General features: G+C 44.0%; 11 protein-coding genes. All 11 read right to left on the bottom strand.

What is annotated here, in order from left to right; genetic code table 11:
• Positions 1–80: 80 nt before the first annotated feature.
• Entirely contained in the window at positions 81–1,796 is a 1,716-nt protein-coding gene (locus FHS16_RS29390) for an extracellular solute-binding protein (protein WP_183570958.1), read from the bottom strand.
• A gap of 57 nt (positions 1,797–1,853) precedes the next feature.
• Positions 1,854–2,822, bottom strand: coding sequence for an ABC transporter permease (locus FHS16_RS29395; protein WP_183570960.1), 969 nt, complete (start codon positions 2,820–2,822; stop codon positions 1,854–1,856).
• 120 nt (positions 2,823–2,942) lie between these two features.
• Positions 2,943–3,218 (bottom strand): PI-PLC domain-containing protein, encoded by a 276-nt coding sequence (locus tag FHS16_RS29400; protein ID WP_183570962.1) that lies wholly within the window; start codon positions 3,216–3,218, stop codon positions 2,943–2,945.
• Positions 3,172–4,935, bottom strand: coding sequence for a LamG-like jellyroll fold domain-containing protein (locus FHS16_RS29405; protein WP_246432031.1), 1,764 nt, complete (start codon positions 4,933–4,935; stop codon positions 3,172–3,174). Before FHS16_RS29405 ends, FHS16_RS29400 begins: the two co-directional genes overlap by 47 nt.
• A complete protein-coding gene (locus tag FHS16_RS29410) occupies positions 4,936–5,478 on the bottom strand; it encodes a 5' nucleotidase, NT5C type (RefSeq protein WP_183570964.1) in 543 nt (180 codons plus the stop codon).
• 74 nt (positions 5,479–5,552) lie between these two features.
• Positions 5,553–6,329, bottom strand: a complete 777-nt coding sequence (locus FHS16_RS29415) for a DeoR/GlpR family DNA-binding transcription regulator (RefSeq protein WP_183570966.1) — start codon at positions 6,327–6,329, stop codon at positions 5,553–5,555.
• Between the two features lie 704 nt (positions 6,330–7,033).
• A complete protein-coding gene (locus tag FHS16_RS29420) occupies positions 7,034–8,467 on the bottom strand; it encodes an NAD-dependent malic enzyme (protein ID WP_183570968.1) in 1,434 nt (477 codons plus the stop codon).
• Positions 8,468–8,725: 258 nt separating this feature from the next.
• On the bottom strand, positions 8,726–9,778 hold the full coding sequence (locus FHS16_RS29425) for an S-layer homology domain-containing protein (RefSeq protein WP_246432032.1): 1,053 nt from the start codon (positions 9,776–9,778) through the stop codon (positions 8,726–8,728).
• A 100-nt stretch (positions 9,779–9,878) separates the two neighbouring features.
• Positions 9,879–12,704, bottom strand: a complete 2,826-nt coding sequence (locus FHS16_RS29430) for a cohesin domain-containing protein (RefSeq protein WP_183570970.1) — start codon at positions 12,702–12,704, stop codon at positions 9,879–9,881.
• A 134-nt stretch (positions 12,705–12,838) separates the two neighbouring features.
• Entirely contained in the window at positions 12,839–13,666 is an 828-nt protein-coding gene (locus tag FHS16_RS29435) for a carbohydrate ABC transporter permease (RefSeq protein ID WP_183570972.1), read from the bottom strand.
• On the bottom strand, positions 13,663–14,547 hold the full coding sequence (locus tag FHS16_RS29440) for a carbohydrate ABC transporter permease (RefSeq protein WP_183570974.1): 885 nt from the start codon (positions 14,545–14,547) through the stop codon (positions 13,663–13,665). Before FHS16_RS29440 ends, FHS16_RS29435 begins: the two co-directional genes overlap by 4 nt.
• Between the last annotated feature and the right edge of the window lie 105 nt (positions 14,548–14,652).

The following is a 14,652-nucleotide window of genomic DNA, read 5'->3' on the forward strand; positions in this document are numbered from 1 at the left end:
TCATGTGACAGAAGCCCTCTGCCTAAATAGGAGAAGGCTTCTGCGAGGTATGACTACATGTAATAATTACCTGTGAACGATTAGAATTGCAATTTGGTTTGTGGGTTTTTATCTTTCGCTTCTAGTAGCTTGATATATTCCTCTAGGCCAGCAGCTTGAAGCTGCTTCGCTGCTGCATCAAGAATCGTTTTCGCTTCATCCATGTCCTTCGCATAGTATGCGCGGATCATGCTTTCTTTGTACTTATCTAGCGCCATCGTTAGCTGCAATCCTTTGCCAAATTCTCCAATAAAGGCAAGGGCAGCATAACCGTCCTTCACATCCGCATTTTTATTCTTTTCGTCATAACCCCAATAATCAGCAATGGATAAAGCTACTTTATCTTTATCAGGTGCTAATGAAGAACCATAAGTAGCTTCACCGAAATCAACCAAATCGTTTTTGTCAGTGCCGCCTAGGTACCAGCCCCAGTCATTGCCTACTCCACCAAAGCCCAGCTTCTTTGCCTTTGCTGGATCTTTCTCAAGCAAATCCATCACTTCTTTTTTCGGTACTGGGTTTCCTTTGTCATCCAAGTCGTAGTCGCGTCCTTCAATACCATACATCCAAAGCAGCTTACCTTCTCGAGTGGCAAGGAAATCAGCAAGCTTTACAATATCCTCTGGGTTTTTAGTTGTTTTTGGAACCGACCATCCACCATATCCGCTTTTGAAAAGCAATTCCATTTTATAAGGACCATCCACCGAGTTTAGTGGACCTACTGGAATATAACGACCATCCTTATTTTCATCCACATAGTTATGCATCTCGCCTATAATGGCAAAGGAATTGTTCAACATACCCTCTTTGGCACGTGTTTCTTCCATGGTGTAGTACTCTAGCTGCATAAGTCCTTCTTTAAGCAGCTTCTGAACAAATTCCACACGCTTCAAGCCATAGTCCGTTTGGCTTTCATGCATAATTTTCCCTGTTGCTGCATCATGCTTGAAGCCTTCACCGTTATAGCCTGTCCATACTAAATCGTTATATAGGCTTGCACGATCGCCGCCGCCCCATATAATTGGACCGATTGGAGAGACTTCTTTTCCGTTATTATCTTTGAAGTGTCCCTCTTTAATTTTCTTTGCAAGCTCATACAGCTGCGACGAAGTCGTAATCGTGCGCGGATCTACACCAAGCGCATCTGCAATATCTTTACGGATGTACGGGCCAGAAATATACTTTCGAACACTGTAGCCACCTTCACGGGGAATATTAATGTGCACGGAATAAGCTGAGCCATTATACTCTGGACGAAACATTACGCCATACTCCGTATCCATTGGCAAATATCCTTTTTCAAAATATTTGCTGTATATCTTCGTGTTTTTCAAATAAGGAGCAAGATCATGGAACATATCCTCGCGCGCAGCTTTATTGATGATCTCCATCTCTGGACGGCCGCTGTGGTTCAAATAGTAGCCGATAAAGTCAGGCAAATCTCCTGCAACCAGACCAGCAGCTAACGCCTTTGTAGAATCGTCATGTCCAATCGCTTGTAGAGTTAGTTCAATACCTGTCATTGCCTTGAGCTTCGCCTGAATTTCAGGATTCATTGCCTCATCGACATCACTACCCATGAAAACCAAACCTTTAACTTTGCGATCCGCAATCCAGGTTGCCGGCTTGTCCAATGGAGTACCGCTGTTGCCTGAATTGCTTGTTGAATCAGAAGAAGACTTCCCTGTACATGCCGTCAATACAATCATTGCTGCCAACATTAGTAAAAGCGATTTCGACCAGCTTTTGTTCTTCATTGCTGAATTCTCCCTCTCCCTGACTATCTTTTTCTATTTGTGAAGGCTTGCGCCATATCACCACAACGAAGTTTCAAACCATTTGCGAGATGCTTTATTAACAGCTAGTACAAGAATCAAGCCGATAATACTTTGCATCAAACCAAGTGCTGTTCCAAAGCCAAACTGTCCACTTTCAAGGCCCATATAAATAATGTAGGTGTCCAGTATTTCGGATATATTCATATTGCCTGGCGTTTTCAGCATGTAAATCTGATCAAAGCCTGCTGATAGAATATTGCCAAGGGATAATATAAAAACGATAAGAATCGTTGAGCGTATGCCTGGGAGTGTAACATGCCATATCTGACGCAATCTGCTGGCACCATCTATTTTCGCAGCCTCATATAACGAAAGGTTAATGCCCACTATGGCAGCAAAATAAATTATGGAGCTCCAGCCGATCTCCTTCCATATATGGCTCCAGAACATAATCGGATAAAACGCACTTTCCTTCATTAAGAAGAACGTGCTTCCATCTCCGCCAAACCATGAAATAACTTGATTGACTAGTCCTGTATCCGGCGCAAGCATGCGCTCGGTAAGTCCAATGACTATGACCCAAGATAGAAAATGCGGTAAGTATGCAATACCTTGAAATAATCCTTGTATTTTTTTACGCTTTATTTCAGCAAACATTAGGGCAAGAATAATTGGAAATGGCATGGCCAGAAATACTTTCATGGCACTAATGACCAGTGTATTTTTTATAATTTTCCAGCTCTGCGGGTCCATGAAAAACATTTCAAAATATCTTAAGCCAATCCATGGACTGCCTAAAATCCCTTTGTTGAATTGATAATCCTTAAATGCCAGTACAAGACCAGTCATAGGCCAATATGAGAAAATAATAAAGAATACAATACATGGCAGCAGCATCAAATAGAGTTGATAATGCCTACCTATTCGCTTCAACGTTCTATTTCCTGCGGTTGGTTCGATATGTCTCTTATCTCCTCCAGCAGCTACCGATACTTTCGAGCTCATGCTGTTCGTACTCCTTTCTTCTAAGAAGCTTCTTCATTAATCAAAGCCTTCAGCTTCTCCACCTACATCGTTGTAATGCTGTCTGCTCCTAGCTGCAGACATCTCTGCAACTGCTCTGTCTTATTTTCTATATAAACAGAACCTAAAAGCTCGTGCTCCCTGCAGCAGTATCAGTTCTCCCTTGCCCATCACTCGTACATCGACCTCTGCGATATCTGCTTGATGCTGAATAGCTTCCATGAAGGAGTTCCAAGTATTGTCTGGTGCATGACCAAAACCTGTATGTGCGGTTACAAGTGTGTATTTCCCCAGCTTCATAGCATAAGCTCTTTTTTCATAATCAAGCTCGTTAACAATTTCCTTTGTTTTGCTCTGCAAAAGCAAATCTTGCAGCAAAATTAAATTCCAACTCAAACTCGTCATAGCGCCCAGTTAAAAAAAGATAATCAGGATATTGCAGCACTGTATCCTCAGAGAGCTTGGCAACCCAAGGAGAAAAGCTTCGGCATTTTATAGCATTGTTTTGCTCGTCCATCTCCACTAATCGAAGCCAGCCGTTTCCGCCTCGGTAACGATCCTGATAATTCACCAGCATTTGAATTACTTCCTGTCTATTTTTGTTGGAGCGAACTTGATGCACGTTGCCATTAAAATGTCCATTAACAGTCATAAACACTTGTTCATACGGGAAAATAAGCTGTTCCCATATGAATGCACCATTCTCTGATTGATGCGGTACGTTTGTTTCACCATCAGGAAGCATATAGATCAGGTCGTGAGATACTAGAATAGTTGGATAATTAGCATACTTATTTAATATTTCCTTGCACCAAGCTGCGTCCTCATGCAGATTTTTCATATCGACCAATAGCCACAAGTAGCAGTAACTGCCTGCATTTTTAATCGCATATGAGCTATAACGTGAAGGTGAGAAGCCTTTATAATAAGCTTTGCTAGCAAAGCGCTCCGGTCCGAAAAATCGAAGATACGCATGAGTATCATCGTAATCATGGTTGCCGGCAGTTGCCATATAGGCAGAATGACTCTCATCCAGCTTTAACACCGCTGACGATGCCCTATTCCATTCAACGGTAGAGTCATTATTATGAACAAAATCACCAACAAAGGCGGTCATCTCAATTTGCAAATGATGCTGCTGCTTCGCAATCCACTCTGTCTGCGCATCGAGCATTTCTGGATTCAAGTACGATTGCATTTGTGGATCAGGTACAAACACGAAGTGATAGTTATTGTCTCCTGTAAGCTGCGGTTCTCCAGTATAGCTGCCTTTAAGAAGCTCCTCTTCTGCAGTAAAAGAAAGCAAATCTTTCGGATGAAGCGCCTGACCTGAAATTCTGATTTCCTGAATAACTCCGCTGAATAAGGAGTCGACTCGACCAGCCCATTCGGAAGCTCCGATATTCCATCCGTTTCCTTCTATAGCTGCTATACCGACAATAGGCTCAACAGGACTGTTATAATCACAGATGCCATTTACATATATCAAGGTTCTTTTAGTATCATTAACAATGGCAATATGATGCCATTTGCCCTCATCCAAGTAACGTGACCAGCTTGTAGTAGAGGTTCTCATATTCATTGGGTGGCTGACCCATTGGATCTCCTTGCAGTTGGACACAGACATGGTCGCCAGCACCTCAGCTTCGCCGCTTCGGTCAAGCTCTGCACCTTGCCCTTGTCGTGTTACAACTCCCATCCAGCTGTGAATCTTCTCATCAAATGGAGCTGGCAGGCGAATAATCGCTTCAAATGTAAAGCCTTCATCAAAAATCTCATTATTTAATGGCGCATGCTCTTCTGTGCGAAAATAGTAACCATTTCCTTTATCGTTTACATCGTTATGGAAGTGCAGGAAGGTATCAGCCCCGCTATGTTCCCACGTCATACTATTGACTGCTTCTACCGGCTCAGTATTTGTTGTCGTTGCAATTGCTAGTTTAATGCTATTGCCATTCCCGCTTTCATCCCGTATAACGAGGTCCTTCTCTTTAACAGATCCGCCTAGCACGCTTTCTAGTGAAAACCTCCAATGAGCGAGAGGTGTGAAAGGATGCTTTAATGCCATTGCATCATATGCTCGTTCATGTTTCATTTACATAACCTCCACTGCTTTGTTCATGAATAACGCCCTTACATCCAGCCAATTGTTTACTCTCGTAAAGCCTGTTGCAAATCGATTATGAGGGGCACTATACAATATCCCTTTCCCTCTGAATAACTGAAGCTGATTCACATTGTCATCAATTAAGTAATCAGCGTGAATGATGCTTTTATCTCCGCAAAATACGATATGACTATCTGGAATGCTAGGAAAATGCTCCTTAAGCCATTCGTACTTTGCCTTAAAGGAAGCCGGCACCTCCATCGCTGCTGTTGCAATGAAAATCTCATATTGCTCCTGGAGCTCAAGGATTACCGTCTGACTATCCGAAATGACATCTAGCCCTCTGAAAAACGTTTCAGAAGTATAAAAGCTCTCGATTTCTTTTCGAAAATGCGGTCTGACTTGAATCAAGTTTTTACTTTTAAGCTCATCTTCAGTAACATCCTGATCATATAGTTGATTAAATAATTTCAGAAGTGAGATTGATGTATTGGCAATAACCTCATCCATATCTATAGCAATCCGCTTCAAATTCTAGTTCCTCCTGCTCATCTAAGCTGTCTATTCTGTGTAGCCCCTTCTTCAAACAAAACTTCTTCTATTCGCTACTCTGCCTCAGCTATGAAAACCCGTATATCTCTATCCGACAAATATTGCTTCCATTCCGGACTGCAGTGCTTGTCTGTAATAAACATATAGACATCATCCAAGGGACATACATTAGCAAAGGTCGTTCTTCCTAGCTTCGAGGAATCCGCCAGGATGAACGCTTCATCAGCTCTATCCATCATCATTCTTGAAATTTTGGCCTCGGACAACTCATAGTCGGTAATTCCATCTACTAAAGAAACCCCTCCAGCTGAGATAAACGCTTTGTTCACTCGTAATTGATTGAGCACCAAATCAGCCAACGGACCTTCTACTGATTTTTGTCGCTTGTTAACTTCACCGCCAATGAAAATGATTCTTCCCGGAAAGCTCTCAAGAGCCAGCAGCAGTGTCGGCGTCGAATGGGTAATGATCGTCACGTCCCTACTTTCTCCCAGGTTGCGAATAATTTCAATGGTGGTTGTGCCATTGCCAAGCATGACTGTATCTCCATCATTGATTAAAGCTGCTGCTTGTTTTCCGATTGCTGCCTTTTCCTCCGCATTAAGCCTTGTCTTAATTTCGTAAGGAAGCTCCTGTGAATCCGATTCAAGCTTGACTGCTCCTCCGTGCACCTTTTTCAAATTGCCTTCCCGATCGAGACGCTCCAAATCTCTGCGAATCGTCTCAGCAGATACTTGCAGCTGATCAGCCAGAACCGGAACTTCAACCCGGCCGTCCCTTCTTAACGCCTCTAAAATTCTCTTCTTTCTTTTCTCGAACGACAGAGACATATGCAAACCTCACATTCAAAATATTTGCATCACTTTTTTGTGGATTATTATTGTTTATTGTGGATTAATTACAATCTTAATACCGAAATGTCAGCTGAGAGTTAACTACTCGTGGATTTTATGTTAATTTTACATGTTTTACTGATTTGAAAACCACAATATTCCACAAATCATGACTGTTTTCAAAAATGCTATTGGCGTTTGTGTTGGTTTTGGCTGATGGTTCCTGCTTCTAAAACAACAAAAAAAGCCCAAGCTATACGCTTAAGCTTTAATCACACATTCCGATGACACATCAGGGCAGGCCCACTATCCGACCAATCAAGCGTGAGCATTCGAAACCCTTCGAAGTAGCAGCCCGTTGCATGATCCTTAAATCGAGAAAGGTGTTTAGGCCTTGCTGCGATTCCGTTCAAACATGGAATCATCGATCACCAATACGGATACACGGTTTTCACCAGTGATCGGACGAATCTTATCGTAGTGGAGGAACTATGCAAGGACAAAAGTCCATTAAAATCTCAAATGTGTCAAATGAGCTACTTTAGCGCCCACGCAGTCCGTTAGAACCTTCATTATAGAAATTCCATCATTTTTCAACAGCCAGATATATAGACTTTCGCTCCTTAATCGAATGTGCTGTTACACACACACGAAGCAGTTGGAGAAAAATCAATCGTTTTCCTCCAACTGCTTTTTGTAATTCACCCTTTTTTCTGCTCTGATCGATCAAGCCGGTACTCAAGAGGAATACGGCGGGCGACTTTCGTTTCAATTGCAGCCTTGATTACTGCATCGCGCACTTTGTCAACAACGCTCTCGTTGAATATACTTGGGATAATGTACTGCTCACTCCGTTCATCGTCTGTTACAACTGAGGCGATAGCAACGGCAGCGGCTAATTTCATTTCTTCATTAATAGTCGCTGCTCTACAATCAAGGGCACCGCGAAATATGCCGGGAAAACAAAGCACATTGTTAATCTGATTCGGATAATCGCTGCGCCCTGTTGCAATAACGCGCACTAGTGGTTCGGCAATGTCTGGCTCAATCTCTGGCTCTGGATTGGCCATGGCAAATACGATCGCTTCAGTAGCCATTTTTTCTATATGCTCTACTGTTAAAACACCAGGCTGAGAAACGCCGATAAATACATCAGCATTGTCTATCGCTTCCAACAAACCACCCGCCACGTAATGTAATTGTTGCTGCTCCGATAACCACTGCCACATTGGATTGTCATAGGATTCTTGCGGATTTAGTGCACCATACCGATCTACTGCGACTAGATGCTGTACACCTGCTGCCAACAGCATTTTGCAGCAAGCAGAGCCAGCAGAGCCAATTCCATTCACAACAATTTTAATATCCGTGATTGATTTACCTACTACTTTTAGAGCATTAATTAAGCCTGCGAGTACAACAACGGCTGTTCCGTGCTGATCATCGTGAAATACAGGAATATCTAGCTCTGCAGACAATCTCTTTTCTATTTCAAAACAGCGCGGCGCGCTTATGTCTTCCAAATTAATTCCACCAAAAATGGGAGCTAATTGCTTAATCGCTTGAATCAATTGCTCAGTATCCTGTGTATCTAAGCAGATAGGAAATGCGTCAACTCCCGCTAGCTGTTTAAACAGCATCGCCTTACCTTCCATAACAGGAATCGCTGCAAGAGGACCAATATTACCAAGCCCAAGTACAGCAGTACCATCCGTTACAACAGCAACAGTATTACGTTTAATCGTTAATGAGAAAGCTTTCTTCGGATTTTCTTCTATCGCTTTACACACTCTTGCGACACCGGGCGTATATACTTTAGATAAATCACTTCTATTTTTAATACGTGCTTTGGGCTCCACACTGATTTTCCCACCGAGATGAGCAAGAAAAATACTGTCAGACACATTAATTAATCGAACATGGGATAAGCTTTTAACCGAATCAACTACATGCTGATAAGAACTATCAGATACATTGACCGTAATGTCACGAGTCGTCATATGCTTGCCTGATGAAATTACATCTATTGCAACTACATCTCCACTTGCTTGACTAATCGCATTAACAATTTCTCCAAATGTCGCTGCATTTTTATCCATTTCTAGTCGTAAAATGACAGTCGTACTTACAGACATCGAATGTCTCCTTCGTAAATTTATTTTCGTATCTCAATTCATAGCTCCAGATAGCTACATAACGCATCGTGATAGATACGTTTGTATGTCGCATTCACAATATTCAATAAATGGATAGAGTAGCTGTTTGTTCACGTCTGTAGTGTCCTAGAATCTCCTATCAGCAGTAAACTCCCCATGAGTATAGCCTGTCTGTAACAAGACTAACCCTGCTAAGTATCATTGTTATTGACAGGCTAATGCGTGAAACAATCAATATCAGTTGACTTTAGACATTGAGGCAATATGGTCTACTAATCTCATAATCAAGGTAACGGCTTCGGCTCTGGTTGAGTAACCGTCTGGAGCAAACTTATTCTTGCCTCTTCCCTTGACTATGTCCATGTCCGTAGCTGTTGCAATGGCTGGGTAAGCCCAATCTGGAACTTGGTCCGCATCATCATAGGCGAGCGCAGGACTCAAATTCTTCATCTTGTCTTCGTACCCAATTACACGCATGAGCATGACCGTCATCTCAGAGCGGTTAATCCATTGGGATGGTCTGAACATGGCGTCATCATACCCTTTCACCAATCCAGCAGCAACCGCTTGCGATACATGGGATTTTGCAAACTGTGGAATTTGCTCATAATCTTTAAATGTCTGTGCTTGGACAGATGGAGAAGACAGAGCCAGCGCTCTTGAAAGCATTGTGGTGAATTCAGCCCGAGTAACCTCCTTGTTTGGAGCGAATGTGCCATTTGGATATCCTTTAATCCACCCCATTGCCGTCGCTCTTACAATGTTTTCCTCTGCCCAATGGCCTTTTGTGTCAAGATAGTTACCCGAAATGACGACCTTCAACGATTGACCTGGTTCTGAAGTTGCACTGCTACCACCGCCGTCAACCAGCTTGACGCGAGTTAATTGAATGGTAGCATCGCCTTCACTTATAGCTTCGAATCGCAACGAGGCAAAGTGTACATCGCCGCTTTCGCCCATGGCATTGCCAACCTTCGTATGTGCGAATATAATTTTCCCGTTCTCAACAATCGATGGGACTGTGAAGCCTTCCCAAGTTGTAGATGCTTGACGGAATTTCAATACATTAGGGTCGTAGGATAGACGAAGTTCATATCCAAAAACGTTCTTCGCGCTATGGCCTTCAACAGTGACTACCACTTCATCGCCAACTTTTGCATTGCCGATGGAGCTGCTTAATAAAAAAAAGGGATTTTCATCAGCGTTAGCCATGATCGGCATCATCGTGAATAGCAGAAGCATAGACAACAGAAGCTTAGACAGTAGCAACGGCAATTTTTGAATCTCCAATTGAATCGTCTCCCTTGTTCATAGAACGGATAGTTGAGAAACAGGTCCAAGGGTATTGACCGAATAAAGCTTAGGCGATACCCTTGGGCTGTTTTAAAAATTATTTATTCAGAATAAGACGAGCCAATTTGACAAGGTCTTCAATGTCGACTGTGCCATCTTTATTCAAGTCGTACTGCTTTACTAGATCCCAATCTGGACTATCAGAAGATTTACCATAGGCTTTAGCAAGTAGAGCCAGGTCACCTACGCTTACTCTGCTATCGTCGTTGAAATCACCCGTAGTTATAGGTTTCTCTATCTTAACCTTATGCGTATCTCCATCTATTTCCGCCTCTACTCCATTGCCATCGGCAAGAACTAGCTGCGTCACTTCGATATCTGCTATTCCCGCTGTAGTCTTGGCTTTGAAGCTAAGTTTAAAGAGGTCCTGATTTGGATTGTTAGCGCTTTCATTCAAATGAATACCGATTATCCGAATGATTCCTTCTAGCTTATCCGTATCTAGAATTTCAAACTTCAGAGTATCCACAGATACAGGCTCGCCTACAAGATCTAGCTTATCAGCATCGTATTCGATCGTAATGTCTTGAGCATACACTTCTTGTTTCAAGCTTTCAAGACCGTAGGTCACATCGAAAGTATCACCAAACTTCACTAAATCTGGTCCTGACAAAGTTGCTGAGCTAGTAGTATTTTTTCTTTGCTGATCGAACATCCAATCAAAAATGTTCTTATCTGCGTACTCTGCATGGTTACCAGACTTGAAGCTTATGTTTGATTGGCCGATAAGGTTGCTGAACACTTGGGCTTCGGTTTCGTGCGGCGTCCAGTCAAAGCCGTAGTACGGGAAATTAAAGGCCTGGTTGGTTTCCAGAATCGACACGTTGGCTTCTAAATATAAGCCGCTGGTGCCAGCGCCTGTTTCGAAATACTGTCTCCATGAGGTACCTGCACCAGTGGTGTCATTCTTATGTGCATTCAGCCATATGGCAGTTTTTGTGTACTCGGGATTCGCGGTAAGCTGTGCCACGTTTGGCAAATTGCCCCCTGCAAGCGGAACGATTGCTGCGAGGAACTCAGGATTGCGGTTGAAAAAACCGAGTGTGTACATGCTGCCCATCGAGAAGCCGGACATGTAGACACGGCTCGGATCCACCTTGCCCTCAGCGGCCAGTTTCCCCACATATGCAATTAGGGCCAAGTTGTTGGTCTGATTGTCCGCGTGGTTCTGCGTAGCTATGATGTGCGCGTTGTACTTGCCTGGGTTCTCCAGTTGGCGCTTGGAAAGCACGGCTGCGCCATTCGCGGTTTGCATAGGCGCGAAGAAGTCCCCTGAAGGGCCGCCGCGGCCGCCGCCATGGTTGTAGATAAACAGCGGGAGAGGACCTTCGTCTTCCCATGACTCGTCGATCGAAATCAGGATGTCCATGCTACCTGTGCCGCCCGGGTTCGTTTTGTCCGGGACAAACTTGTCAAGCGCCGGGTTTACTACCGCTACCTGAGTGAAGCTCGGGGTTACGGCAGTGCCGTTTGTCAGCTTGATCTCACGATCCACGTTGACGCGGTAATTGAGGATCGCCGAGTATGCGTTTTGCAAGTTGCCCGAAACCATTGCGCCGGATGTATAGCCATTGACATTCCAGAACTCTAATTCAACGATGATGTAGCGTCCGCTCGCTGGCATATCTGTTACGAGGTCGTCGGATCCCGGTGCGGGCGATATGTAGCCAAGCGGCTCGGGATCATTGTTTACATATACTCTGGTGATATTGCGCAAGCCGTCGAAAATCACGGTCGAGCCATCAAGCCTTGTGTTCTTGGCGGCCGCCGTGAACATGTCGGCGCTCAGGTCGGCAAGGTTTGCCGCGTTGCCTTCGCCAAGGTCGATGATGACCGCTGTAGTGACGTTACCGACAGAGAATATGTCGTTATACACTGTGAACGGTAAATCCCCCGCGTTTGAAGCAGGCTTGAATGTCACGTGGATGCTTGTGCTGCTTGCGGTGACGTTCTCTATTGTGTATGTGTTGTCTGTAACAGCGACTTCTTCGCCGTTAACCGTAACCTTGTCTACTTCAAACCCGAACGCGGGGTTAAACGTGAAGGTCACGTCTTCGCCATCGTTCACCCAAACATGGCCTGCTAGGGAGGACGGGCTTATACTGCCGTTCGTGCCGGATGACGCCATGACGTAGTGCTGAACGCCGACGGTCACGTTCGGTTCATACAACCGCAATGCCGGTGACTCCTGCATCTGAGCAAGCAGTTGAGCCGCGCTCGTCGTGCTAGCCGCCTTGCTTTTCGCGGTGTAGCCGGATTCCGTACTCGTTAGGGCCATGTTCCACTGGCTGTTCCCGCCCCAAATGTAAAGGGACACTGTGCCTTCATTTTCATCCAGAACATGCATCAACATGCTCTGCTGGTTGCCATTGATGGCTGCGCCAGTCGTGTTGAGGGGCGCATGCTGCGCGTTGAAGCTGGATTCTCTTCTCAGGGGTTCCGTGCCTCCACCTGCGCCAGGGGCGTTGTTTAATACATGGTAGCCCGGGCCTTCGCCAAGACCGCCGGATGCCGCCGCAGTGTTTGTGCCAAGGCCAAACTGCCAGATCATGTCGTCCGTCACTTCGGATGTGATTAAGCCTTCTTCATCAATCGTCACGGGCTTGGACAACATACCAATCTGAGTGTCGCCGGTGACGTCGCCGGGTGTGTCAATTGTCGCTTGAGCGTTAGCAAGCGCGCCGATCTCGGATACGATGAGATAGCTTTTGCCAATCTGGAAATCAGCAAGGTCGACCTGCCTCCACGTGTCGCTTGGTCCCGGAGCTGCCTCCGCCTTGTTCTGAGAAAAGTTGGGTAACATTACACCTGATACCATAATAAAGCAAATCAAAAGAGCTACCACTAATCTTAATTTACGCATTGTCTACAACATCCTCTCTTATTCCTTTTTTCCACTCATTACAGTTTGACGACATAACTATCGCCTACAAAATGAAAACCAACTTAATCCCCCCCCTCAGTATGATATTAGATATGAATAGGCTTTCGTATGTTCTAGCCTTTGACAGCGCCCGCGGCGATCCCCTTGACGATATGCTTTTGCATAATAATAAAGAAAATGAATATCGGCACCAATGTGATGACCGTAAGTGTCATGAACATTGGCCAATTAACGGTAAATTCGCCTTTGGCTCTATAAATTTGCAGAACAAGTGTCGATTTGGAGTTTGAATTCAAGAACAGCATAGGTGCCAAAAAGTCGTTCCATATCCACATTGTCTGAAAGATGATACTCGTAATCGTAATGGGCTTAAGTAGCGGGAAGATGATTCTCCAGAAGATGCCCCATATGCTGCAGCCATCAATGACGGCCGCTTCGGGCAGCTCCCGCGGAATCGACTTCATATATCCTGTCATTAGGAAGAAGACGAAAACAGATCCGCTCATATACAGAATTATCAAACCATATATTTTATCGATCAGGTGCAAATCACTCATCAATACGAATAAAGGAATGAGTGTCGCTTGGAAAGGAATCATAAAACCGGCAAGCAAATAGAGCATAGCAAACCGTGTTAATCGATTCGCATTGAACACAACCGGATACGCCGCCATTGCACCAATCAAAACAATTAATACGACAGAAAAGGTCGTGATTGTCAGAGTGTTCCAAAAGCTGCGTATGATCGAAGTTTCCTCGAGAACCTGAACATAGTTTTTGAATATCCATTTCGAAGGGAGAGCCATAGGGCTCTTTGCAGCATCTTGCATCGTTTTGAACGTGTTGACAATGATCATATAAAATGGGAAAAACGCAATTACTCCGGCAGGGAGCATCAATATATCTAGTATCCATAACCGTTTTTCAGATGTTTTTGTCATTGTAAGCCCTGCTCCCTTCGTTGCATTACTGTAACTTGGAAGATCGCAATCGCTAACACAATTAGGAAAAAGACGATCGACATTGCCGATGCTAGTCCGTACTGTGTTTCAGATATTCCCCTTTGTACAATTACCTGGGTTATCGAGTAAGTTTCATAGCCAGGCCCGCCCTTTGTCAATGCGAATGGAATCTCAAAAACTTTGAGCCCGCCGGTTAGCAGTAACATGACACTGACCGTCATCGCAGGTGCGAGAAGCGGAAAAGTTATAAACCGAATTTTCTGTAAACGGTTCGCCCCATCTATTGACGCTGCTTCGTAATAATCTTTCGGAATGGATTGCAGAAATGCTAAATACAACACTGCGTGCCATCCTGTTATCGCCCATGTTGCTACGACGATCGTAGATAGTTTCGCTAGTAAAGGGTCGGACAGCCAGGGCTGAGGGCCGAAGTTAAACAGCTCTCTAAGGACGTTATTCAGTACACCCGAACTAATCGGTGCAAGGATAAATCCCCAAATATAGGCGAGTAGTAAGCCGCTTGGAATCGATGGGAAGAAAAAAATTGCGCGATGAAAGTTTCTGGTTAAAAATTTTTGATCCAATATCATAGCAAGCGGGATAGCTAATAACGTAACAAGTAAGGCTTTTCCAAAAGTGAAAAATAACGTATAGGAAATGGCGGATGTAATCGCATCATCAACAAATATCCGCGCATAGTTTTTCAAGCCAACAAAATCATATGTCTTCGTATATCCGTCAAAATTAGTAAAACTTAAGAAAAACGATTTTACTAACGGATAGATCGTAAACAATGAGTATATAGCTAGAATCGGAAGCAAAAACAAAAGAAACTGTAGTTGACGAACAAACTTGGCCATAATTTGCCTCCCTTAAAACGTTGTTTGCTTATGTCGGTAGTAGATAAAATGGAAACGGAAGCACATATTTAATAAGGAATAGAGGTATATATAGTTGAAGAGAGG

The sequence above is a fragment of the Paenibacillus endophyticus genome (genome assembly GCF_014192395.1).
Taxonomy (GTDB): Bacteria; Bacillota; Bacilli; order Paenibacillales; family Paenibacillaceae; genus Pristimantibacillus; species Pristimantibacillus endophyticus.